Genomic DNA, 24,837 nt, shown 5'->3' with positions numbered 1-24,837 from the left:
TCTCGCTGAACCAAGCATCTAGAGGTTACTTGGGTATATTTATTTTGTTGTGATAAGAAGAGAATGATTTATGTCTCAGGGATATATTGAATTTCCCAATATTGATCCGGTTTTAATCTCTATTGGTCCTGTTTCGGTTCGTTGGTACGGTTTGATGTACCTTGTGGGCTTTATGTTTGCTCTATGGTTAGCGAACCGACGTGCAGATAAGCCTGGAAGTGGTTGGACACGAGAGCAGGTTTCTGATTTGTTGTTCGCAGGCTTCCTTGGCGTGGTGATTGGTGGCCGTGTAGGCTACGTGCTTTTCTACAATTTTGAGCTCTTCATGGCTGACCCTTTGTATCTATTTAAAGTGTGGACCGGTGGTATGTCTTTCCACGGGGGCTTACTGGGGGTGATTACTGCGATGTTCTGGTATGCACACAAAAACGGGCGAACTTTCTTCGGTGTTGCTGACTTTATCGCGCCGCTTGTGCCATTTGGTTTGGGTATGGGGCGTTTAGGTAACTTCATGAACAGCGAGTTGTGGGGCCGAGTAACGGATGTGCCTTGGGCGATCGTTTTCCCAAATGGCGGTCCACTGCCACGTCATCCATCGCAGCTTTATGAAATGGCGCTTGAAGGTATCGTACTTTTCTTCATCTTGAATTGGTTCATCAAGAAACCTCGTCCTCTAGGTTCTGTTTCAGGGCTATTTTTAGCTGGATATGGTACATTCCGCTTCTTAGTTGAGTACGTGCGCGAACCAGACGCTCATTTGGGTTTATTCGGTGGCTTTATTTCCATGGGACAGATTTTATCCCTGCCAATGGTGGTTATCGGTGTCCTCATGATGGTTTGGGCATACAAACGTGGTCATTACAAAGACGAATTACCACAAAAGACGAAGTAAGGTATTGGTGTGAAACAGTATTTAGATTTGTGTCAACGCATCGTTGACCAAGGTGTTTGGGTTGAAAATGAGCGTACAGGCAAGCGCTGCCTGACCGTAATCAACGCGGATTTAACCTACGATGTTGCGAACAATCAATTTCCGTTGGTCACCACACGTAAAAGTTTTTGGAAAGCAGCCGTTGCAGAGCTACTAGGGTACATTCGTGGTTACGATAATGCGGAAGATTTTCGTAAGCTGGGCACGAAAACCTGGGATGCCAATGCCAACCTAAATGATGCCTGGTTGAATAACCCATACCGTAAAGGCGAAGACGACATGGGCCGTGTCTATGGGGTTCAAGGGCGCGCCTGGGCGAAACCTGATGGTGGTCATGTTGACCAGCTACGTAAGATAGTGGATGACTTAACGCGTGGCGTTGATGACCGCGGTGAAATCTTGAACTTCTACAACCCGGGTGAGTTCCACATGGGGTGCTTGCGTCCTTGTATGTACAGTCACCATTTTTCATTGCTGGATGATACGCTTTACCTGAATAGTACTCAGCGTTCGTGTGATGTACCGCTTGGCTTAAACTTCAATATGGTTCAAGTTTACGTGTTCTTGGCGATTATTGCGCAAATTACGGGCAAGAAACCTGGTCAGGCATTTCATAAGATTGTGAATGCTCACATTTATGAAGACCAGCTTGAACTGATGCGCGATGTTCAGTTGAAACGTGAGCCATTAAAAGCGCCGACGTTCCATATCAACCCAGAGATTAAATCTCTAGAAGATTTGGAAACATGGGTCACACTGGATGACTTTTGGGTTGAAGGGTACGAGCATCACGATCCTATTCGTTACCCATTCTCAGTGTAACGAGTATCGTTCTTCAAGATATAGAAAAAGCTCCGAATGGAGCTTTTTTCTTTTTTGTACTTAGAAGGTATTATTTTAGTGCACTGACAATATAACGGTGAATTGGGTTGGTCTGCATCGGTTTGGACAGTGCCGGGCTAATAAACTTAGGTTGAGTGAATATTTCTTTACTCACTAATGAACGGATAAGCTCAAAGTACTTCAGCTCCGTTTTCCCGCACAACAATAGTGAAAAGTCATCGCCCAATTTATCATAGGCATTGAGCACCTCTCGGAATCCTCTAAGATACAAGTAATCCTTCGTTAAACCTCCACCTCGATACACTCGGGCAGTCGTTGTAAATGCTTGAAGATCAGAAGCTTTATACTGTTCTTTTAATAGCATGAACGTATGGCGGAAATCGCGATCCTTGATCATCGACTCTACTGCCAGAACTCGTAAGGCTAAGGTTCTTAGGCGCTTGATACTGAAATGTCCTGACAGATACTCACATAATATAGCCAGCCCTTCTTGAGTGTTGGTATTGGCAGGACAACCTAAGCTCAGGACTTTTAGCGGTTGTTGACGACCGTTAAGCGTAGTTAGGAGATGTACTCCCATTTCATGATGTGCAAGAGCCTCCAGCTCATCAGTGGTGATGTACGCCGCGTGGTTAATTTTGACTCTAGATCCTGAAACTAGTGCGTTTGCTAACATCCCGTCCAACACCTGTATTTCACATTCATACCCATTGCGTTGAGCAAAATTTTGCATGAAACGTGCTATTGCACGGCTATCGTGCTGAGGTTCTTTTTCTTCTTCTGTAGGAAGGTGCAATATGAAATGGGCGTTGGCAATATCTTTGGCGCTCGGTTCCCCATAATAGCGTAAGGAGTTATAAAGAAACTCTTGCGTACCTATGGTATTCACTTGATCCAGTTTATCTGCATAAGACTGAATTACATCCGCGTACAGCCTCTGCAGTTGGGTGTCTTGAATGTTTTCTAGAGGTAGCTCATATAGACGTCGCTTTGCGCTGTGGGTATCTACGTTAGTAATTGAATATTGAAAATTAGGCTCTTGAGAATATTTGTTTTTAATGAAACGTTCTCTTTCTTGAGCATAATTAAGAGGATTCACGCTACTGAGGATATCAATATCAGCAACCAGTTGGGTTAGGTTTTCGTCTATTGCGAGTAGCTGATCAGAAATAGCGTCATTAAGCTGCGTCATGTTGTCGACTCCAAATGAGATAGCTCAGCATAAGCATGCTGATGTGGCTCAAATTATCACCGGACAATCGATTTGAACAGTTTAATTATCATAAAAAAGGCTCCACGATGTGGAGCCTAAACAATAAGCGATGGTATGTCGTTGTTGTTACGTTGTTAGGGCTAGAATTGCACCTGGTAGAATAACGAATACTGACATTAGGTAACCACCAACAACTGCTTTATTCTTAATAGCCATTTCAGAAATCATCTCAGCGCCTTTAACCGGAATCTCACGTAGGAATGGAATTCCAAAGATAAACAGCGTCGCCATGATGTTAAATACTAAGTGGACTAGAGCGATTTGTAGTGCGAATACTGCGAACTCTCCAGATACCGCTGTCGCTGCTAGTAGTGCCGTAATACAAGTACCAATGTTAGCACCCAGAGTGAAAGGGTAGATATCTCGTACTTTCAACACGCCAGTACCAACCAACGGAACCATTAAACTTGTCGTGGTTGAGGAAGATTGTACTAGAACGGTCACGATTGAGCCTGATACGATGCCGTGAATAGGACCACGACCGATGGCGTTTTTCAAAATTTCACGTGCGCGACCAACCATTAGGCTCTTCATCAATTTACCCATCACTGTGATTGCAACGAAGATAGTCGCAATACCCAAAGCAATAAGCATGACGCCGCCAACAGTATCACCGAAGGTAGAAAGTGGCTCTTTAATTGCGCCTACGACTGGCTTTGTAATTGGTTTAATAAAGTTGAAGCCTTTAATGCTCATATCACCAGTAGCAAGCAGTGGAGAAACAAGCCAGTGAGAAACTTTCTCTAAAATGCCGAACATCATTTCCAACGGAAGGAAAATAGCGACAGCAAGCAAGTTGAAGAAGTCATGAATGGTTGCACTTGCAAATGCACGTTTGAACTCTTCTTTACAGCGCACGTGGCCAAGAGACACAAGCGTATTGGTCACTGTGGTACCAATGTTAGCACCCATCACCATAGGGATAGCGGTTTCTACAGGTAAGCCACCTGCAACCAAGCCTACAATAATAGACGTTACAGTACTTGAAGACTGAATTAAGGCTGTTGCCACCAAGCCGATCATTAGACCTGCAACTGGGTGTGCGGCAAATTCAAATAGCACCTTAGCTTGATCGCCAGTTGCCCATTTAAAGCCACTACCAACCATAGATACTGCTAGAAGAAGCAGATATAACATGAATGCCAAGTTAGCCCAGCGTAACCAACGAGCTGTGCTCGAAATTGGTGCCACTGTTGAAGTAGCTTGGTTCATCATAATTTTCTCCGTTGACCTTTCAGTTCATTTTTCGGTCTGTAGTTGAATCTGCGGGCGATGTTAGAGAACAAATATTTCAGTAATATTACAGATTTCTTGCTGTGAGAGATTTTTATTGTTCTTTTTGATAATGGCGTAAAAGAGGAAGAAAGTTAATTTTTAACTTGTTGATTTTAATGGTTAAATTTTGATTTCGTTTTGTTTGGTTTTTGCGTTTTTTTGTAGAGAAAATGCGCCTCAGTTCAACTTTTATGACAGTGTTGACTTTATACTTTCGGTAAAACTTATGCTTTTGTAAGGTATTGTATGGTTTTGTCGAGTTTATTGTTTGTCTCTGTCACATTTGGTATAAAAAGTATCACTTTCTTTTCGGGACTCGATCATGTCACATCTAAACTACAACCATCTCTATTATTTCTGGATGGTGTGCAAACAGGGCTCTGTAACTAAGGCGGCTGACGCGCTCTTCCTGACACCGCAAACCGTGACAGGACAGATTAAAGCGCTTGAAGAGCGCATGAAAGGAAAGTTAACCAAGCGCAATGGTCGTACAGTTGAGCCCACTGAGTTAGGTCAGCTTGTGTTTAAGTACGCCGACCGGATGTTCGGTTTGAGTTATGAGATGTTAGATATCGTCAATTACAGCCAGCACTCGAACATTCTATTTGAAGTTGGTGTAGCCGATGCATTATCTAAACGCTTGGTCAGTAAAATACTGATGACGACCGTCCCGGAAGATAACAGTATTCATTTACGCTGTTATGAATCGACCCACGAACTGCTACTTGAACGCCTTTCTCAGCACAAGCTAGATATGATCCTTTCGGATTGTCCCGTTGATTCTACTCAAAGTCCTGGCCTTTATAGCAAAAAGTTAGGTGAAAGTAGCATGAGCTTTTTTGCTTCTTCTGAAATTGAAAATGTGCGATTCCCTGAGATCTTGGAACAAAAAAAACTTCTGATTCCCGCGAGCCGAACGGCTATGGGGCGTAAAGTTATTCAATGGTTTGATCGTCAAGGCCTTCAACCCAATGTGCTAGGGGAGTTTGATGATGTTGCGTTGATGAAAGCTTTTGCTCGGTACCACGATGATGTGATTTTCTTGGCACCGACCGTATACATGTCGGAGATTGAAGACGACCGAAATTTACAGCTAATTGGCCATGTCGATGGGCTAAAAGAAGAGTACTACGTGATTTTTGCGGAACGAATGATCCAACACCCCGCGGTAAAAAATGTTTGTGATGCTGATTTCAGTCAAATGTTTGAGTAAACCCGTATCGTTGCGTAAATAAATAGATTACTATCAATAAAAATATAATTCTAAATAATATCTAAGTAAGCAAGATACTTGTTTTAGTGAGCAAAACTATTAATTATTGATGGCGCACCAATTAAAATCCTTGGTGGATAATATTGGTGTATCACTAACAACTAAATTAGAGATTCTAATAATGAAGACTCTGGAAGTGTATCTTGATTTTCTTAGATATATAAATCAGTGCAACACAACAAGCTGGCCAGGGTTGGAATAAGTAAGTTGTAGCTAGAGGTCCAACACATGAATCTACAAGAAATGGAGCAGAACTCCGCAAAAGCCGTCGTGTTGCTCAAAGCGATGGCAAACGAGAGACGCCTACAAATCCTTTGTATGCTGCATAACCAAGAGCTGTCCGTGGGAGAGCTGTGTGCAAAGTTAGAGCTAAGCCAGTCGGCATTATCTCAGCATCTTGCTTGGCTTCGCCGTGATGAGTTAGTCACGACAAGGAAAGAAGCACAAACGGTATACTACACATTAAAGAGTGATGAAGTGAAAGCGTTAATAAAAACACTGCATAGTCTTTATTGTGCTGAGAGTGCTCAACATTAATTAAATAGTCCTAATATACTGCTCATTTTAGAGTGTGAATCTAACTTGTTGGAATATTTGAGAGTGGCGTTAAACTTTTGATGATAGGGTACTACTCATCGACCAATTTGCTATGTTCTCAAGTGTTTTATTAGTGCTTTCTAGTTTGAGCGTTATATGGGTAATGAATAAGCTGATGTCTTTAAATGGGACATTCAGAAAAAGAAAAGCTGGCATTGCCAGCTTTTTTTATTAAGAAAATTTTGTAGATATAAAAAAACCGACACAAGGTCGGTTTTTTCTTCACTGTAAAATCAGAACTCTATTAAAGAGCTTTGATTTGTGCAGCGAAACGAGACTTATGGCGAGCTGCTTTATTCTTGTGAATAAGGCCTTTAGTTGCCATGCGGTCTAGGATAGGTGTAACTACAGCGAATGCAGCAGTTGCAGCTTCTTTGTCGCCTGCTTCGATAGCAGCAACAGTTTTCTTCATGTAAGTACGCATCATTGAGCGACGGCTAGCATTGTGCTGACGACGTTTCTCAGCTTGGATAGCGCGCTTCTTAGCAGATTTACTATTTGCCAAGGGTCTAACTCCCAAAAACTTAGTTCTGTGACAATTTAAGGGCGAGGAATATCCCTCATTTGCGCTTAAATGTCAAATGATTTGTGCAAAAACCGATCTAAGCCAAAACAAATTTTGGTAAGAGAGGTTATCGCGGTTAAGATGGCGGGGATTCTAACAGCATTTTTATACCAATGCTAATAATTATCCGCGAAAGGCACACTTATTCCTTACAACCCGCGGATAGATTTTTGACGTCTATTTGCAGCACCTGTCAGAGAAACAGTATAGGGTTAGCTGTCTTATGGTGATATTCCGAGGTTACAGTGAGTAAACGACTACTCAAGTCTGGCATGATCGTCAGTGCTATGACATTTATTTCCCGCGTTCTTGGCCTAGTTCGTGATGTTGTAGTGGCAAATTTAATGGGGGCAGGAGCAAGCGCAGACGTTTTTTTCTTCGCCAATAAAATTCCTAATTTTTTACGACGTTTGTTTGCTGAAGGTGCTTTTTCCCAAGCGTTTGTACCTGTTTTAACGGAAAGCCATGCTCAAGGCGACATGGATAAAACTCGGGAGCTCATTGCTCGTGCAGCGGGCACATTGGGGGTGATAGTCTCAATTGTTACCATCTTAGGTGTTCTAGGTTCCGGTGTGGTGACTGCACTGTTTGGTTTTGGTTGGTTCCTAGACTGGATGCATGGTGGTCCCGCGGCTGAGAAGTTCGAACTTGCTAGCGTGATGCTCAAGATTACCTTTCCTTATTTATGGTTCATCACTTTTGTTGCCCTATCGGGAGCCATTCTCAATACACTAGGTAAGTTTGCGGTTTCTTCGTTTACTCCCGTCTTCCTCAACGTAATGATCATTTTGGCAGCATGGTTTATCTCGCCGCAGATGTCACAGCCAGAGATTGGTCTTGCCATCGGTGTTTTCCTTGGTGGTGTGGTTCAGTTCTTATTTCAAATCCCTTTCCTTATTAAAGCGGGGGTTATGGTTAAGCCGAAATGGGGCTGGCGCGATCCGGGCGTGGTGAAGATCCGAACCTTAATGATTCCTGCTTTGTTCGGTGTGTCGGTAAGCCAAATCAACTTGTTGTTTGATACTTTTATTGCCAGCTTTCTGCAAACCGGTTCGATCAGTTGGTTGTACTATTCAGATCGCTTGTTGGAATTCCCGTTAGGTCTGTTTGGTATTGCTATTGCAACGGTGATTTTACCAGCATTATCACGCAAACATGTTGACGCACAAAATGAAGGATTCGCACAAACCATGGACTGGGGGGTGCGCATGGTGATCTTACTTGGCCTTCCTGCAATGCTTGGTTTGATGGTACTGGCAAAACCTATGTTGATGGTGTTATTCATGCGAGGTGAGTTTTCGCCACAAGACGTACATCAAGCATCATTGTCACTCTTTGCTTACGCTTCAGGCTTGTTGAACTTTATGCTGATTAAAGTGCTCGCTCCGGGTTATTACTCGCGTCAAGACACTAAAACGCCAGTGAAATACGGCATCATTGCGATGGTGACCAACATGGTATTTAATGCAATTTTTGCGTACTTCTATGGCTACGTTGGCTTGGCTATCGCGACGGCACTATCGGCATTTGTGAATATGGCACTGCTGTATCGTGGCCTGCACATCGCAGAGGTATACCAAATCACTAAGCGAACCGTCTTCTTTATTATACGTTTAGCTATTGCTGGCGCGGCGATGGTGGCGGCAATCTTATGGCAACTGGAAGATATGTCAGTATGGCTGGGCTGGAGCTTTGCTCACCGAAGCGCGGTGCTAGGGATGTTGATCGGTTTAGGAGCCGTGGTTTACCTAGTGGTTCTATTTTTAACTGGTGCGCGTTTAAAAGACCTAAAAGCTGGGACAGACTGAGGGTGATTAGTATATAATCCGTCAGTTTCACACAGTGTAAAGTAAAACAGAGGCAGAAAGCAGTATCCAATGGAACTGATTAGAGGCATTCACAATATCAACCCGCGACATCATGGTTGTGTGCTGACTATTGGCAATTTCGATGGTGTCCATAAAGGCCATCAACAAGTATTGCAGCAAGTGTCTGAGCAAGCGGACAGGCTATCCTTGCCTTCTGTTGTGATGACCTTTGAACCTCAGCCGATGGAGCTGTTTGCCAAAGACAAGGCACCTGCAAGGTTGACGCGATTACGCGATAAGTTCGTGCAATTGAGTAAGCTCGATATTGACCGCTTACTGTGTGTCAATTTCAATCGCCATTTTGCAAGTTTAACCGCGGAAGAGTTTATCCGTGACTTGTTGGTCGAGCGTTTGGGTGTTAAGTTTCTTGTCGTTGGTGATGATTTCTGCTTTGGCAAAGGCCGTACAGGTAACTTTGCAATGCTGCAGGAAGCAGGGGAAAAATACGGCTTTGATGTCGTAAGTACCCAGAGCTTTTGTTTACAACAATTACGTGTCAGCAGTACGGCTATCCGTCAAGCGCTGGCGCGTGACGATTTGCATTCCGCGCAAGAGATGCTGGGAAGAAACTACAGCATCAGCGGTCGTGTTTCTCATGGAAGAAAGCTAGGTCGAACCATTGGGTTCCCTACTGCAAATATTCCTTTGAAACGCTGTGTTTCTCCGGTTTCCGGAGTCTATGTTGTTCAAGCGCTTGGCTTAGGAAATAAGCCAGTTGGTGGTGTTGCTAATATTGGTCAAAGACCAACCGTCAATGGTGTTCGCCAACAGTTAGAAGTGCACTTATTCGACTTTCATGCCAATTTATATGGCAAGCTACTAGAAGTGGAACTTTTGCATAAACTTCGAGATGAGCAAAAGTTTGAGTCGTTTGAAGCACTTAAACAACAAATCGAATTGGATGCTGAAGCAGCAAGGGTGTGGCTGCGTCAGCTTAAGCGTTGAGCGGTTTATTCCACCGTTCAACATAATGTCTATTTTTCGCCCAATATAACGGAATTAAGAATCGATGAGTGAGTATAAAGATACCCTGAACTTACCTGAAACAGGGTTTCCAATGCGCGGCAACCTGGCCAATCGTGAGCCAGAAATGCTTAAGCGTTGGTACAAAGAAGATCTTTACGGTGAAATCCGTAAAGCTAAGAAAGGCAAAAAGTCATTCGTATTACACGATGGCCCTCCTTACGCAAATGGTGACATTCATATTGGTCACGCACTAAACAAGATTCTTAAAGACATTATTATTAAATCCAAAACACTTTCAGGTTTTGACGCACCTTACATCCCAGGCTGGGACTGCCACGGTCTACCAATCGAATTAATGGTAGAGAAGAAAGTAGGTAAGCCAGGCCAAAAAGTGACAGCAGCGGAATTCCGCGAGAAATGTCGTGAATACGCAGCTGGTCAGGTTGAAGGTCAGAAAGAGAGCTTCAAACGCCTTGGTATCATGGGTGAGTGGGACAAGCCATACCGCACTATGGATTTCGCAACTGAAGCGAACATTATTCGTGCTCTTGGTAAGATCGCAAGCAATGGTCACCTGCTAAAAGGTTTCAAACCTGTTCACTGGTGTACAGACTGTGGTTCTGCTCTTGCTGAAGCGGAAGTAGAATACAAAGATAAAGTATCGCCATCTATCGACGTTCGTTTTAAAGCGGCTGACGAAGCGGCACTGCTATCTAAATTTGAACTGACAGAAGGTCATGAAGGTCACGGTGACGTATCTATCGTTATCTGGACAACAACACCTTGGACACTGCCTGCAAACCGCGCAGTATGTCTACGTGATGATCTAGAGTACGTGCTTATCCAAACAGAAGGCAACAACGCTGAGCGTATCATCGTTGCTGCTGAGCTAGCGAAAGACGTAATGGACCGTGCGGGTATCGAGCACTTCCACAACCTTGGCTTTGCTAAAGGTGCGGACCTAGAGCTTTCTCAATTCCAACACCCATTCTACGATTTCACTGTACCGGCGATCCTTGGTGATCACGTTACGACTGATTCAGGTACTGGTGTTGTTCACACTGCTCCTGGTCACGGTCAAGAAGACTTCGCGGTTGGTAACAAGTACAACCTAGAAGTAGCAAACCCAGTTGGCTCAAACGGTGTTTACCTACCAGATACAGAGCTATTTGCTGGTCAGCACGTATTTAAAGCGAACGATGCAGTAGTAGAAGTACTAAAAGAAAAAGGTGCACTACTACACCACCACGCTTACGAGCACAGCTACCCACACTGTTGGCGTCATAAGACCCCAATCATCTTCCGTGCTACACCTCAATGGTTCGTTTCTATGGACCAAGCTGGCCTACGTGCTAAAGCATTAGAGTCAATCAAGAATGTAGAGTGGATGCCTGAGTGGGGTCAAAGCCGCATCGAAGGTATGATCGAAGGTCGCCCTGAGTGGTGTATCTCTCGTCAACGTACTTGGGGTGTGCCAATTGCTCTGTTTGTTCATAAAGAAACAGCAGAACTTCATCCAAACACGCTAGAGCTGATCGAGAAAGTCGCTAAGCTGGTTGAAGAGAAAGGCATCCAAGCATGGTGGGATGTAGATGCCGCTGAACTACTAGGTGCTGACGCTGACCAATACGAAAAAGTGCTAGATACGCTAGACGTATGGTTCGATTCAGGTGTCACTCACTTCTCTGTTGTTGATGCTCGTGAAGAGTACAACGGCAACAGTGCAGACCTATACCTAGAAGGTTCTGACCAACACCGCGGTTGGTTCCAATCTTCTTTAATTTCATCTATTGCGATGAAAGACGAAGCACCTTATAAACAAGTACTGACACACGGTTTCGTGGTTGATGGTCAGGGTCGTAAGATGTCTAAATCTATCGGTAACGTGGTTGCGCCAAAAGACGTAACCAACAAGCTAGGTGCTGACATTCTTCGTCTATGGGTTGCTTCTACAGACTACACTGGTGAAGTTGCGGTTTCTGATGAAATCCTAAAACGCAGCGCAGATGCGTACCGTCGTATCCGTAACACAGCGCGTTTCTTCCTAGCTAACTTGAGCGGCTTCAACCCTGAAACAGACATCGTTCCTGTTGAAGAGATGGTTGCGCTAGATCGCTGGGCGGTTGGTCGTGCACTAGCAGCACAAGAAGAGATTGTTAAAGCATACGAAGAGTACAACACACACGGTGTAACTCAGCGTCTAATGCAATTCTGTTCAATCGAAATGGGCTCTTTCTACTTAGACGTAATTAAAGACCGTCAGTACACAGCGAAACGTGGCGGCAACGCTCAACGTAGCTGTCAGACTGCACTTTACTACATCGTAGAAGCGCTAGTTCGTTGGATGGCGCCAATCATGTCGTTCACTGCAGATGAAATCTGGAACGAAATGCCAGGTCAACGCGACAAGTTCGTATTCACTGGTGAGTGGTTCGACGGTCTATTCGGTCTTGCTGAAGGTGAAGAGCTGAACAACGAATTCTGGTCTGAGATCCAAGCGGTTCGTGGTGCGGTAAACAAACTTCTAGAAGATGCGCGTAAAGAGAAAACCATTGGTGGTGCACTACAAGCTGAAGTGACTCTATTTGCTGATGACGCACTAGCGGCGAAGATCAACAAACTTGAAGATGAACTGCGCTTTGTTCTACTAACCTCTGCGGCGAAAGTTAAGCCTCTAGGTGAGAAGACGGATGCAGCACAAGCCACAGATATCGAAGGCTTATTTGTTGAAGTAGCAGCAGCTGAAGGCGAGAAGTGTGATCGTTGTTGGCACCACACGCCAGACGTAGGCACAATTGAAGGTCACGAGAAAATCTGTGGTCGTTGTGTGTCTAACGTAGACGGCGAAGGTGAAGTACGTAAATTCGCGTAATTGCCTAGAACGACTGAACTTTTTTTTAAAATTAACAGCCCCAGTATTTACTGGGGCTGTTTGTAGGTAAAGTAATGAGTGAAAAAGCACTGACGTTAAAGCAATCTGGAGTTCGCTGGCTGTGGTTAGCAATTCTGGTATTTATTGCAGATATTGGCATCAAATTGGTGGTGATGGACAACATGGGCTACGGATGGGCAAACCGAATTGAGGTGTTGCCATTCTTCAACCTACTTTACGTTCATAACTACGGTGCCGCTTTCAGCTTCTTGAGCGATCAAGCTGGTTGGCAGCGCTGGTTATTTACAGGTATCGCGTTTGTTGTTACGGGTCTTTTGACCTACTGGATGAGTAAGCTTCCAGCAAAAGAAAAATGGAACAACATTGCTTATGCACTGATTATTGGTGGTGCAGTGGGCAACGTGTTTGACCGCGTCGTTCATGGCTTTGTTGTTGATTACCTAGACTTCTTCTGGGGTAACTACCACTGGCCAGCATTCAACCTTGCTGACATGGCGATCTGTATTGGTGCGGCAATGATTATTCTGGATGGCTTCCGTAAAAAAGACGCTGACAAGTAATCTTTTGCGGTATATCGAATAACCCTAAGCGTCGTCCGTTGATTCGAGCGACGCTTTTTATTATGTTGGAGCGCCAATCAGCATATCAATGTATAAAAAGACCAAGCTGACAGCGTAATAACCCAAGAACAAGGAAGCATTAACGTGACAACAATAACCAATGAATCGGTAGTAACCCTTCACTTTACGATTAAAATGAAAGACGGATCGGTTGCAGATAGTACTCATAACATGGGTAAACCAGCGAAATTTGTTATGGGTGATGGCAGCTTGAGTGAAAACTTTGAGCAGTGCTTGATAGGCCTCGAAACAGGCGCACAAAAAGCGATTGAGCTAAAGGCAGAAGACGCGTTTGGTATGCCAAACCCTGATCATATTCACTATATGGATCGCACTAAATTTGTAGGTGATGCAGAAGTGGAAGTTGGTACAATCATGGCCTTCAGTGGCCCTGATGGCATGGAAATCCCGGGCATCATTACTGAGATTGCAGGCGATTCAGTCACTGTGGACTTCAACCATCCTCTAGCGGGACAAGACGTGACTTTCGAAGTTGAAATTTTGTCAGTAGAATAGCGAACCAAATAAAAGATAACTTCCATGAGCAATGAAATGAAAATCCTGTTAGCTAACCCACGTGGTTTCTGTGCTGGTGTTGACCGCGCGATTAGCATCGTAGAGCGTGCGCTAGAGATGTATCAGCCACCGATTTATGTGCGTCATGAAGTGGTGCATAACCGTTTTGTGGTTGAAGGTCTAAAACAGCGTGGTGCTATCTTCGTTGAAGAACTGCACGAAGTGCCAGACAACAACATTGTGATTTTTTCTGCTCATGGTGTATCGCAGGCAGTTCGTCAGGAAGCCAAGCTGCGTGATTTGACCGTATTTGACGCAACGTGTCCTTTAGTAACCAAAGTGCATATGGAAGTGGCGCGTGCGAGCCGTCGTAATATGGAAGTGGTTCTGATTGGTCACGCAGGTCACCCTGAAGTCGAAGGTACGATGGGGCAATACGCCAGTGAAACCGGTGGTATGTACTTGGTTGAAACTCCAGCCGATGTTGAGAAACTGAAGGCGATTGTGAAAGATCCATCCGATCTTCATTACGTAAGCCAAACGACGCTTTCTGTCGATGAAACTGCCGATGTTATCGAAGAGCTACGCCGCGTGTTCCCAGATATCCAAGGTCCACGTAAAGACGATATCTGTTACGCGACACAAAACCGCCAAGATGCCGTACGTGAATTAGCTGGTGATGTAGATGTGATGGTTGTGGTGGGTTCTAAAAACTCATCAAACTCTACACGTCTTAAAGAGCTAGCTGAAAAGCTAGGGACACCTGGCTACTTAACCGACTGTCCGGAAGATATCAAACCTGAGTGGTTTGAAGGCAAAACAAAGGTCGGCGTGACTGCGGGAGCATCTGCTCCGGAAGAGCTCGTTAATCAGATTCTAGAGCGAATCAAAGAACTCGTTGGTGCCGAAGCGGTTGATGAAGTACTTGGCCGTGAAGAGAATATGTTCTTTGAAGTACCTAAAGAACTGCAAATCAAGCAAGTGGATTAGTCTCCATTTATCGAATATTCAAAAGGCGACCTGTGGGTCGCCTTTTTTACATCTCTCTTAACTCATTTAGGTAATCACGAATTTGGTCTTTTCCTAAACCATCGATAATCATATCAGACATCTTCGTGATTCTTCGCTCAAGCGACTGAGCAACCTTTTCGCAATGTGCGTACATGTCTTCATCAGAACCATCGGTCGGAAAAGCATCAACTTGCCAGTTTACTCGAACACCACCTGCAAGCCACTGAGGAGCGGTTTCTTGATGTAAAGAATCGCAGAGAATAATAACGATGTCGGGAAGAAACTGAGTTCGCTCCTCCCATGAATGCGTGTGGATATGCGGAATGGGGAGTTGGGGGTCATCTAAGTATTTTTGCACCAATGGGTGCACCTTGCCTGTGGGATGTGAGCCTCCACTGGTGACACTAAAATCCGCTGACAGGATATTGGTTGCGATTGACTCCGCGAGGACGCTTCGTCCAGCGTTGTGCTTACATATGAATAAAACTTTATACATCGTCGCCTCGTCTTTTCAGAGCGTCCTATTTATACGATAGCGGAAACTCAGCGATGATGTGTGAAGTTTTTGTGTTAGTGGCTAATGCCGAGCATCTCTTTGAGCACCTTTAAGTAGCGGCGGCTTACTGGTATCTCAAAGCCTGTTTTGGTAATGATTTCCGCTAACCCATTTTCCAGTAACTTGATTTCGCTAATCGCTTTAATACTGACTAAGTATTGACGATGGCAGCGGACTAGAGGGGTTTTCTCTTCCAACGTTTTTAATGTCAGTTGGGTGCTCGCGGTTTGGCTGGTGGAGCGTACATGCACGCCGCTGATATCACTGTAAGCACATTCCACCGTGTCGGTGGCCATGATAACGATGCGGTTGTGTCCGATGCACGGTATTTGATCCAACGTGTCAGGTGTAATAGCAGACAGTTGTTGCGTTAGGGCGGATTGGCTAATGACTTTGTTGAGTCGTTTGACCGTTTTAGTTAACCGGCATGGGTCGACAGGTTTGAGCAAGTAATCAAAGGCATTGTCTTCAAATGCTTGAATCGCATACTGATCATAAGCCGTGACAAAAACCACATAAGGCATGGTTTCTGGATCAAGCATCCCTAGTAATTCAATCCCCGTGACTTGAGGCATTTGGATATCGAGAAACACCACATCAGGCTTGAGTTCATTGATTTTTTTTAGGCCAAGAATTGCGTTTGAGGCATCGCCCACGACCTCAACTTGGCCAGTTTCATCCAGTAACTCTGCTAGCTCTTCACGAGCAAACTGTTCATCATCAATGACGAGTGCGGTTAACATCCAACATTACCTTTATTGCTTCAGCGTGCTTTTATGATTTTGGGGGAATGATAAAGCTCATTTTAGTAAATTGATGTGGCTCGCACGTAATTTTTAGCGCTGCATCACGTCCAAATTGATTAGTGAGACGTTTGTCGACAATTTCTAAACCTAGCCCTGAGTGGTTTTCTTTTGGCGGTTCAAAACTGCCTGCGTTGTCTTCGACGGTAATCAAGTGACCTTGTGGGTGTGCTTCGCTGTATATGTGAACTTTACCACCTTCAAGCATGTTTGAAATGCCATGCTTAATGGCATTCTCAACCAAAGGCTGGAGTGTAAAGCTTGGTAATTTGATGTCCAGCAATTCAGGTTGAATATCGATTTCAACCTCTAAGCGGTCCGTAAAACGCGCTTTTTCGATGCTCAAGTACGAGTTTACATGTGCAAGCTCTTCCTTTAGCGTCACGGTATTAATGTTCTGCTTTAAATTGCTGCGGAAGAAGTGCGATAGATTTTGGATTAGCTCGCGCGCTTTGTCAGGGTCACGACGAGTAATCGCACTAATAGTATTGAGAGCATTAAACAAAAAGTGTGGATTCACCTGAGCGTGAAGCAATTTTATTTCTGCTTGGGCGAGTAAGGCTTGTTGTTGTTGGTAATCGCCATAAAGGATTTGGCTAGATAGAAGCTGGGCTATTCCTTCCGCCATCGACATGTTGGCCGTCGAGAACAATTTACGCTTTGGTTCATACAGCTTTATGGTACCAATGACCTCTTTCCCTGCACGCAGTGGGATGATCAGCGCAGATCCGAGCTTGCAATCTTTTGCAATGGAGCATTGGTATGGACGCTCCGCGCCATCAAGATAAATGATGTCGTTTTTCTCCATGGAGTCTAATGTGCTTTGCGATGAAATCGGCGTGTTTGGTTTATGGTGATCATCGCCAATGCCCACAAACGCTAAGATTTTTTCTTGGTCAGTAATCGCGACAGCGCCCACTTTGGTTTCTTCGTAAATAATACGTGCGATTTTCTCTGCGTTTTCGGTGTTGAAGCCGTTGCTTAGAATTCCCACTGAGCGATCAGCAATGGTGAGCGCTCGACGCGAAAACGTCGCAGAAAACTTTTCAAAGATTGCTTTTCTGTCTTGCAGGATACTCATGAACAACGCCGCACCAAATGAGTTCGCGATGATCATAGGCGCTGCAATAGCGGACACCAGTTCATAGGCTTGATCAAAAGGTTTCGCGACGGCGAGCAGCAAAATCATTTGCACCACTTCTGCAACAAACGTGACGCTGAATACAACGCTTGGATTAAACAGCAATGCACCTTTATTTCGCTTGATAAGGTAAACGTGGAGCAAACCACCAATTACGCCCTCGGCGGTGGTTGAAATTGCACAGGCTAGGTCGGTAAAACCACCAAGAGAGTATCGATGGATGCCACCAGTAAATCCGACGGCGAAACCTACAACAGGTCCACCAAACAGCCCGCCCATAACTGCGCCGATCGCACGAGTATTGGCAATAGCATCGTTGATGTGCAGACCGAAATAGGTGCCGAGAATACAAAAGCCAGAGAAGAGTACGTAACAAATTAGGCGGTGGCTTAAGCGCGAAGAAATACTCAGCAAAGGTAAGATGATTGGCGTTTTACTTAGCATGTAAGCCAAAACTAAGTACACACACATCTGTTGTAAAAGGGAGATGACCAGTTCCATAGTGAACCTAACCTAGAATCAATGTTGTTATTGTATACCTAAGTAACCTCAAGATGCTTGGCTCAGATAGATAAGAACAGCTAAGTAAATGATGCTGCGCTGTGCTTTCTGAGTCTTAAAGTGACTTGGGTATAAAACAAAAAGAGCCTGCAATTGGCAGGCTCCTATCTTAGTCACTCAGATGTGACGAGTATTACGCTGTTTCTGATACGGCTTGTGGTTTCTCTTCGTCAGCCAGTTCAGTTTCACCTTTACCCTTAGAGGTTTTGATAACGTAACCTGTCACAGCTAGGGCAAACACAATACCTACGATAGTTGATAGTTGCATTGGCAGACCAAAACCTAGCGAGCTGTTGTTTAAGATGAACGTGACACATACCGTGGTCATGAAGATAGCTGGGATAGTGGTAATCCAGTGCAGCTTGTTGTGACGCAGAAGGTAAGCGGACGCAGTCCAAAGCATCATTACCGCTGTTGTTTGGTTTGCAAAACCGAAGTAGCGCCAGATAATGCCGAAGTCTACTTGAGTTAAGATACCGCCGATAACAAACAGTGGAAGTGCCATCAGTAGACGGTTACGTAGCGTTTTTTGTTCCATGTTGAAGTATTCAGCAAGGATCAAGCGGCTTGAACGGAACGCTGTATCGCCAGACGTAATTGGTAGGATAACCACACCCAGGAACGCAAGGATACCACCGAACACACCTAGCAGACCAAATGATGCGCTGTATACCACGTTACCAGGGCCACCGTTTTTCACAGCTTCTGATAGAGCGTCTAGAGAGCCGAAGAAAGACAGAGCGATAGCACACCAAATTAGCGCGATAACACCTTCACCAATCATTGCACCGTAGAATACGAAGCGACCGTTTTTCTCATTTTCCATACAACGCGCCATCAGTGGAGACTGAGTTGCGTGGAAGCCAGAGATAGCGCCACATGCGATAGTGATGAACAATGCAGGCCATAACGGCATGTCACTTGGGTTGAGGTTAGAGAACATGTCCGAAACTTGGAAGTCACCCATTACAGTGTGTTCGCTAGAGAAAGCAACGGCTGTCATTAGGCCAACAGACATAAAGATAAGTAGGGCGCCAAACAGTGGGTAGAAACGACCAATGATTTTATCGACAGGAACAATCGTCGCAATGATGTAGTAAGCAAAGATAGCAATAACCATCGTCGTCATGCTTACACTCAAGCTTGTTTGATCATTGATGAGGTTAGTAATCATGCCAGCAGGGGCTGAAACGAACACTACGCCAACTAGAAGCAATAGGACAATGGCAAAAATATTCATAAAGTGTTTTGCGCCATTACCTAGGTAGCGACCTGTAATGGTAGGTACAGATGCACCGCCGTTACGCACTGAAAGCATGCCTGAGAAGTAATCGTGTACTGCACCAGCAAAAATACAACCGACTACAATCCAAAGCATCGCCGCAGGACCGTATAGTGCCCCCATGATCGGGCCAAAAATTGGACCCACACCTGCGATGTTAAGTAGTTGAACTAGGTAAACTTTCTTTGTTGACATTGGAACGAAGTCAACACCGTCCGATTTGGTGTGAGCTGGCGTTTGGCGTTTTTCATTGATGCCGAAAATCTTCTCGACGAAAGCGCCGTAGATGAAGTATCCGCCGATTAGGGCTGCGACACAGGTTAGAAACCACATCATAGCAATTGTCCTTGGTCTTAGTTGGGTAGGGTAATTTTTTAATTTCAGGATGCATGTTATGCGTCACTTGTGTTAAATGCATTCGGTTAGTAGATGAGTGGTCGAATAGAGCACTGAGTGGTCGATATGCTGCTTGAGCGGTTTTTAAAAATGGCGAAAGGTTGATGACAGTCTTGAGCGGCTGATTTGAGTCATCAGTGGTTAAATCTGCAAGCTCAGCGGCAAGCGCCAATAATTAGTGGTAAGCTTATTTTTGAAAACAATTACTTAAGGAAGAACCATGAAAAAGGTAACGGTAGGTCTGGCACTGGCTTTACTTGCAGGATGCACAGCAACGACAGCAGATCTTGCCAAGTCGGGAGATTGGCATCAGATCGGATATCAAGATGGCATAACCGGACACACATCGCGCACGATGAGCGAGCTTCGTGAGTTGGGTAGTGTTAAGCAAAGTGACTACGACCAAGGTTATTTAGAAGGTTTACGTGAGTACTGTAATCCTGCTTTTGCGTATCAAATGGGGTTATCTGGTCAGTATTACGAAGGGGTTTGTGAAGGTACTGAGCAAGCGCAAAAATTCCGCATGGAATGGCAACGTGGTTGGAATGAATACTCAAATTAATAGTCAATAAAGCCGTTGTTACACTGTCTGCATCACATAAATGTGGCAAAATCTTCCTTATTAAACTATGTTCACACTGCTTGATAGTGAGCACAGAAAAAAAGGAATCACATTATGTCAACGCAAATGGCTGGTGGCTGGAGTCCATTTCATGAACTCACAGCAGAGAATAAAGAAGTATTTGCTAAAGGTATCGAGGGGTTTGTCGGTGTCAAATACTCCCCTTTGGTTGTGGCTACTCAAGTCGTAGCCGGACAAAACTATGCGTTTTTCTGTAATGCAGAAGTTGTCTACCCTGGAGCACAACCATACCCAGCAATGGTTCATATGTTCAGTGACCTTGAAGGTAAAGTCGGTATTACTCACATTGAACGATTAAACTACTAAATTAAGCCATAAAAGGCGCCTGACTTTTAAATAAGTGAGGCGCTTTATTGATTAAGATTGATTAGTTTGCGCGATCACGACTTTTCTTAAATATCCTTGCTTGGCGTTCAGTTGCTCAGTCGCGCTTTCTCTATCCAGCCCGGTTAAAATCATCAAAATCGCTAACTTGGCGTCGTAGTCCGTTTCTTTGAGCGCCGTTTTAGCCTCTTGGTTAGTACAATCTGTTGCTTGCATAACAATACGAGCCGCTCTTGCAACTAGCTTTGCATTCGTCGCTTTCACATCTACCATTAAGTTCTGATAACTTTTGCCCAGGCGAATCATGCTTGCGGTAGTGAGCATGTTTAGTACGAGTTTTTGTGCCGTCCCTGATTTTAAGCGAGTGGACCCCGTTAACGCTTCAGGTCCAACAACGGGGCTAATCGCAATATCGGCAATATCTGCAATCGGAGAGTCAGGGTTACAAGATAGTGCTACAGTGGTGGCACCAAGCTCGTTCGCATACTCTAAGCCACCAATCACGTAAGGTGTTCGTCCACTTGCCGCAATACCAACGACGACATCGCGTTGTGTTAGCGTATTCTCTTTAAGATCTTGCTCGCCTAATGTAGGGTCGTCCTCCGCCCCTTCTTTTGCACGGAACATTGCCTCTTTTCCACCGGCAATAATACCAACGACCATCTCTGGATCTGTGCCAAAAGTTGGTGGGCATTCTGAAGCGTCCAAAACGCCAAGTCGACCACTGGTACCCGCACCGATGTAAAACAACCGACCTCCGACCTTAAATGCTTCCGTGATCTTATCAACGGCTTCAGCGATCTCAGGCAATACTTTTTCAACGGCAAGAGGAACGAGTTTGTCCTGTTGGTTGATGCGTTGAACAATATCGAGAGAAGGCAGCAAGTCGATGTCCATGGTGTCTGGATTTCGCCCTTCAGATACCAGATGGGATAAAGCTGCGATAAGTGCATCGTTCGTCATAATGAATTAAGCCTTTTTGTTTAGGATCTATTGCCCTTAATTTTTTGAATAGAGTACACCCAGTGAAGCGAGACGACTTGCCCCCGTAACTTCCGGTAAGTTGCTAGGGAGGCCGTGAATATGGCGCTGCGCAAGCCAAGCAAACGCCATTGCTTCCATGTAGTCGCCATCAACGCCTTTTTCTGCCGTTGTCGCAACGCTCCATTGTGGCAATAACTTAGCTAGTCGCTGCATCAAAAGTGGGTTTCTTGCTCCACCGCCACAGACCAATAGTTGAGGTGTGATGCCATGAGAAAACTTGTCGACTTCGTTGGCAATGGTAATCGCAGAGTATTCGCAGAGTGTACGCTGTACGTCTTCGGTTGGTAAATTGTGATGGGCCAGTTGTTGATGCAGCCAGTCAATATTGAACAGTTCTCGTCCGGTACTTTTAGGGGCTGGCATGGCGAGGTAAGCTTCTTTGAGTAATTGAGTCAACAAAGTAGCGTTTACCGTTCCTTTAAGTGCAAATTGTGCATCTTCGTCGAAGCTTTGCCCAGTATGCAGCGCACACCATGCGTCCATCAACATATTGCCCGGGCCTGTGTCATAGCCAATGACTGGTTGTTCTGGATGCAGTACCGAGATATTGGCAATGCCTCCAATGTTAAGTACCACAGTTGTGGAATCCTGCATCGCAAAAATGCTTTTATGGAAAGCAGGGACGAGTGGGGCACCTTGTCCACCTAGCGCCATGTCTTTACGACGAAAATCCGCTACCGTATCAATGCCTGTCTTGACTGCGATAATGTTTGCATCGCCCAATTGAGTGGTAAACGGCAAGTTTCCGGTAGGCTGATGGAACACTGTTTGACCGTGATTACCAATCGCACGAATTTGCTCTGCGACGTAACCAGACTTATTGAGTAGCTGTAACACAGCATCTGCAAATAGGTGGCCGAGCTGGTGGTCAAGTTCACCTATGGCTTTTAAATTTGTTGCTTGACCGGTACAAACAGATAACAGCATGTCTTTTAGTGCTGCGGGCATTGGGTAGTCGTCGTGCGCAATCAGGCGAACGTGCTCATCGCTTATTTCAACTAGAGCGGTATCAACACCATCCATACTCGTTCCAGACATCACACCAATGTACAGTTCGTTAAATTTCATAGCCGATCTCGTCAATTCTTCATTCACTTATTGTAAAGCAAATCTGAAGCGAATAACCTCATCGAATACGAGATATTCAGCCGATTTTGAGGAGAAAACATGGGACCGTTATGGGTTGACGTTGCGGGGTATGAACTGACCGCTGAAGACAAAGAAATCTTGGAGCATCCTACGGTTGGTGGCTTAATTCTATTTGCTCGCAACTATCATGATAGCGAACAGCTTCAAGCACTTACTCAATCCATCCGAAAGGCGGCTAAGCGCCCGTTTTTGATCGGTGTGGATCAAGAAGGCGGCCGAGTGCAGCGTTTTCGTGAAGGTTTCTCATTAATTCCTGCTGCTGATGAGTACGCTAAACATCAAAATGGTGAAGAGCTTGCTCGTATGGGCGGTTGGTTAATGGCAGCAGAGCTGATTGCCCATGATATTGATTTAAGCTTTGCCCCGGTACTTGACCAAGGCCATCAATGTAAAGCGATCGGTAATCGTGCATTCGGTGAAGATGCCGATACCATTCTTCGCTATAGCACTGCATATATGCAGGGAATGAAGAGTGTTGGCATGGCAACGACAGGCAAGCACTTCCCTGGACATGGTGGCGTGATTGCAGACTCACATCTAGAAACACCATACGATGAGCGCAGTGATATTTTTGAACAAGATATGGCGATCTTCAAAGCGCAAATTGATGCCGGTATTTTAGATGCCATGATGCCTGCTCACGTGATTTTCCCACATTATGATGCTCAACCAGCCAGCGGTTCTGAATACTGGTTAAAACAGGTCCTGCGTCAGCAATTGGGTTTTAAAGGTTTGGTTTTTTCGGATGACTTGACCATGGAAGGCGCTGCGATCATGGGCAGCCCTGCCGAGCGAGGTGCTCAAGCATTGAGAGCTGGCTGCGATATGTTGTTAATGTGTAATAAACGAGAAGCGCACGTTGAGGTATTAGACAACTTACCGGTTTCAACCGTGCCACTCGCGGATGGATTACTGAAAAAACAGTCATTTTCTCCAAGCGAACTTAAGCTATCTCAAGAGTGGAAAGCGGCGAGTGAAGCGATGAAACGCTTGACTAGCTAAACCTCTTGTAAAAGATTCAAAACAGCGATTAGAAGCCAAAGTTAATTATGCTTTGGCTTTTTATTTAACTGTAAACTTTAATTTACAATAAATGTTTTTTATTCTGTACGCTTGTTTTTCTTTTTTAGCCTGTTATCTTGTCGTTAAAGCTTAGTTGTCTCACCAAGGGTTTGGTTGGGTGTAAAAATAAATATACAGGTTAGAGTTATGCAGAAAAGTGAGTTGAGCAATATTAATATTATCGAAGAACAGGTTCTTATTACTCCAGAGGAACTAAAAACCAAACTTCCTTTGAGTGAAAAAGCACGTCGCTTTATTCAAGAGTCTCGTCAAACTATCGCTAATATTATTCACAAGAAGGATCACCGCCTGCTTGTTGTATGCGGTCCATGTTCTATCCACGACGTAGAAGCGGCGAAGGATTACGCAAAGCGCCTTAAAGCACTCTCTGAACAACTAAGTGACCAACTGTATATTGTTATGCGTGTTTACTTTGAGAAGCCGCGCACCACGGTCGGCTGGAAAGGCCTGATCAATGATCCACACCTAGACGGCAGTTTCGATATTGAACACGGTCTGCATGTTGGACGCGAACTTCTGGTGGAGTTGGCAGAGATGGAAATCCCGCTCGCGACTGAGGCTCTAGACCCAATTAGCCCACAATACTTGGCGGATACTTTTAGCTGGGCTGCAATCGGCGCACGTACGACGGAGTCACAAACTCACCGTGAAATGGCAAGCGGCCTGTCTATGCCAATCGGTTTTAAGAATGGCACCGATGGCAGTTTGGCAACCGCAATTAACGCGATGCAAGCTGCGTCCTCTAGCCACCGTTTTATGGGAATTAACCGTGAGGGACAAGTCGCACTATTAACCACCCAGGGCAATGCTAATGGACATGTGATCTTACGTGGCGGTAAGCAAACTAACTACGATTCGGTATCAGTCACTGAGTGTGAGCAAGAGATGGCGAAATCTGGTCTTGATGCTTCATTAATGGTGGATTGCAGTCACGCCAACTCACGTAAAGATTACCGTCGCCAGCCATTAGTCGCGGAGGATGTGATTCATCAAATCCGTGAAGGCAATAAATCTATTATCGGTCTTATGATTGAAAGCCATATCAATGAAGGAAATCAATCTTCTGACTTAGCTCTTGAAGAGATGAAATACGGTGTATCTATCACTGACGCATGTATCAATTGGGATTCAACTGAGGCACTATTACGTCATGCACATGAAGAGCTAGTGCCTTTCTTAGAAAATCGTCTAAAGGCTAATTAATACAGGATTTAAGGAACATCA

The 24,837-nt window shown here is 44.8% G+C and carries 23 protein-coding genes; 14 read left to right on the top strand and 9 right to left on the bottom strand.

From position 1 onward, the window contains the following. Nucleotides 1–70: 70 nt before the first annotated feature. Nucleotides 71–892 (top strand): prolipoprotein diacylglyceryl transferase, encoded by an 822-nt coding sequence (gene lgt, locus R8O11_RS00185; RefSeq protein WP_213885727.1) that lies wholly within the window; start codon nt 71–73, stop codon nt 890–892. A 9-nt stretch (nt 893–901) separates the two neighbouring features. After that, the gene (locus R8O11_RS00180) at nt 902–1,753 is read left to right on the top strand and encodes a thymidylate synthase (protein ID WP_017636170.1); all 852 of its coding nucleotides are present in this window, start codon (nt 902–904) and stop codon (nt 1,751–1,753) included. A 70-nt stretch (nt 1,754–1,823) separates the two neighbouring features. On the opposite strand, the gene R8O11_RS00175 is transcribed toward R8O11_RS00180, so the two are convergent. Beyond that, a complete protein-coding gene (locus R8O11_RS00175; RefSeq protein WP_017636169.1) occupies nt 1,824–2,966 on the bottom strand; it encodes a flavohemoglobin expression-modulating QEGLA motif protein in 1,143 nt (380 codons plus the stop codon). 147 nt (nt 2,967–3,113) lie between these two features. Then, nucleotides 3,114–4,259 carry a Na/Pi symporter gene (locus R8O11_RS00170; RefSeq protein WP_025768431.1) on the bottom strand — a complete coding sequence of 382 codons (1,146 nt, stop codon included), beginning with the start codon at nt 4,257–4,259 and terminating at the stop codon, nt 3,114–3,116. 385 nt (nt 4,260–4,644) lie between these two features. Between R8O11_RS00170 and nhaR the strand changes: the two genes are divergently transcribed. Together nhaR and R8O11_RS00160 are read left to right on the top strand one after the other, a co-directional pair. Continuing rightward, on the top strand, nt 4,645–5,535 hold the full coding sequence (gene nhaR / locus R8O11_RS00165) for a transcriptional activator NhaR (protein ID WP_017821499.1): 891 nt from the start codon (nt 4,645–4,647) through the stop codon (nt 5,533–5,535). 288 nt (nt 5,536–5,823) lie between these two features. Next, nucleotides 5,824–6,132 (top strand): ArsR/SmtB family transcription factor, encoded by a 309-nt coding sequence (locus R8O11_RS00160; RefSeq protein WP_005381940.1) that lies wholly within the window; start codon nt 5,824–5,826, stop codon nt 6,130–6,132. Nucleotides 6,133–6,436: 304 nt separating this feature from the next. Here R8O11_RS00160 and rpsT read toward each other — a convergent pair whose 3' ends face one another. Continuing rightward, the gene (gene rpsT / locus R8O11_RS00155) at nt 6,437–6,697 is read right to left on the bottom strand and encodes a 30S ribosomal protein S20 (protein WP_005381938.1); all 261 of its coding nucleotides are present in this window, start codon (nt 6,695–6,697) and stop codon (nt 6,437–6,439) included. A 305-nt stretch (nt 6,698–7,002) separates the two neighbouring features. Between rpsT and murJ the strand changes: the two genes are divergently transcribed. The 6 genes from murJ (at nt 7,003) to ispH (ending at nt 14,610) form a co-directional block, all read left to right on the top strand. Next, on the top strand, nt 7,003–8,565 hold the full coding sequence (gene murJ / locus R8O11_RS00150) for a murein biosynthesis integral membrane protein MurJ (RefSeq protein ID WP_318193822.1): 1,563 nt from the start codon (nt 7,003–7,005) through the stop codon (nt 8,563–8,565). Nucleotides 8,566–8,634: 69 nt separating this feature from the next. Continuing rightward, a complete protein-coding gene (ribF, locus tag R8O11_RS00145; protein WP_318193821.1) occupies nt 8,635–9,570 on the top strand; it encodes a bifunctional riboflavin kinase/FAD synthetase in 936 nt (311 codons plus the stop codon). A gap of 64 nt (nt 9,571–9,634) precedes the next feature. Beyond that, entirely contained in the window at nt 9,635–12,463 is a 2,829-nt protein-coding gene (gene ileS / locus R8O11_RS00140; RefSeq protein ID WP_238765052.1) for an isoleucine--tRNA ligase, read from the top strand. 74 nt (nt 12,464–12,537) lie between these two features. Then, a complete protein-coding gene (gene lspA / locus R8O11_RS00135; protein ID WP_005385948.1) occupies nt 12,538–13,044 on the top strand; it encodes a signal peptidase II in 507 nt (168 codons plus the stop codon). A 144-nt stretch (nt 13,045–13,188) separates the two neighbouring features. After that, nucleotides 13,189–13,620, top strand: coding sequence for an FKBP-type peptidyl-prolyl cis-trans isomerase (fkpB, locus tag R8O11_RS00130; RefSeq protein ID WP_005381922.1), 432 nt, complete (start codon nt 13,189–13,191; stop codon nt 13,618–13,620). A 24-nt stretch (nt 13,621–13,644) separates the two neighbouring features. After that, entirely contained in the window at nt 13,645–14,610 is a 966-nt protein-coding gene (gene ispH / locus R8O11_RS00125; RefSeq protein ID WP_017636164.1) for a 4-hydroxy-3-methylbut-2-enyl diphosphate reductase, read from the top strand. Nucleotides 14,611–14,656: 46 nt separating this feature from the next. Here the strand turns inward: ispH and R8O11_RS00120 are convergent, their stop codons facing one another. The 4 genes from R8O11_RS00120 to R8O11_RS00105 form a co-directional block, all read right to left on the bottom strand. Then, on the bottom strand, nt 14,657–15,127 hold the full coding sequence (locus R8O11_RS00120) for a low molecular weight phosphatase family protein (protein WP_318193820.1): 471 nt from the start codon (nt 15,125–15,127) through the stop codon (nt 14,657–14,659). 74 nt (nt 15,128–15,201) lie between these two features. Continuing rightward, nucleotides 15,202–15,930 carry a two-component system response regulator BtsR gene (gene btsR / locus R8O11_RS00115; protein ID WP_005381917.1) on the bottom strand — a complete coding sequence of 243 codons (729 nt, stop codon included), beginning with the start codon at nt 15,928–15,930 and terminating at the stop codon, nt 15,202–15,204. A gap of 31 nt (nt 15,931–15,961) precedes the next feature. Further along, nucleotides 15,962–17,632 carry a sensor histidine kinase gene (locus R8O11_RS00110; protein ID WP_005381915.1) on the bottom strand — a complete coding sequence of 557 codons (1,671 nt, stop codon included), beginning with the start codon at nt 17,630–17,632 and terminating at the stop codon, nt 15,962–15,964. Nucleotides 17,633–17,825: 193 nt separating this feature from the next. Then, entirely contained in the window at nt 17,826–19,310 is a 1,485-nt protein-coding gene (locus R8O11_RS00105) for a carbon starvation protein A (protein ID WP_318193819.1), read from the bottom strand. Between the two features lie 280 nt (nt 19,311–19,590). On the opposite strand from R8O11_RS00105, the gene R8O11_RS00100 reads away from it, so the two are divergent. Together R8O11_RS00100 and R8O11_RS00095 are read left to right on the top strand one after the other, a co-directional pair. Next, nucleotides 19,591–19,932, top strand: coding sequence for a DUF2799 domain-containing protein (locus R8O11_RS00100; RefSeq protein ID WP_005381912.1), 342 nt, complete (start codon nt 19,591–19,593; stop codon nt 19,930–19,932). A gap of 114 nt (nt 19,933–20,046) precedes the next feature. Then, nucleotides 20,047–20,319, top strand: coding sequence for a hypothetical protein (locus R8O11_RS00095; RefSeq protein WP_005381911.1), 273 nt, complete (start codon nt 20,047–20,049; stop codon nt 20,317–20,319). A gap of 51 nt (nt 20,320–20,370) precedes the next feature. Here the strand turns inward: R8O11_RS00095 and murQ are convergent, their stop codons facing one another. Both murQ and R8O11_RS00085 read right to left on the bottom strand, forming a co-directional pair. Continuing rightward, on the bottom strand, nt 20,371–21,300 hold the full coding sequence (gene murQ, locus R8O11_RS00090; protein WP_005381910.1) for an N-acetylmuramic acid 6-phosphate etherase: 930 nt from the start codon (nt 21,298–21,300) through the stop codon (nt 20,371–20,373). Nucleotides 21,301–21,336: 36 nt separating this feature from the next. Continuing rightward, a complete protein-coding gene (locus tag R8O11_RS00085) occupies nt 21,337–22,449 on the bottom strand; it encodes an anhydro-N-acetylmuramic acid kinase (RefSeq protein ID WP_005381909.1) in 1,113 nt (370 codons plus the stop codon). Between the two features lie 99 nt (nt 22,450–22,548). On the opposite strand from R8O11_RS00085, the gene nagZ reads away from it, so the two are divergent. Beyond that, a complete protein-coding gene (gene nagZ / locus R8O11_RS00080) occupies nt 22,549–23,532 on the top strand; it encodes a beta-N-acetylhexosaminidase (RefSeq protein ID WP_005381905.1) in 984 nt (327 codons plus the stop codon). 207 nt (nt 23,533–23,739) lie between these two features. Then, complete coding sequence (locus tag R8O11_RS00075) at nt 23,740–24,816, top strand: 3-deoxy-7-phosphoheptulonate synthase (protein WP_005381904.1); 1,077 nt, start codon at nt 23,740–23,742, stop codon at nt 24,814–24,816. The last annotated feature ends 21 nt before the right edge of the window (nt 24,817–24,837 follow it).

The organism is Vibrio sp. 1288 (assembly GCF_033344475.1).
This window is presented reverse-complemented; position numbering and strand designations above follow the sequence as displayed.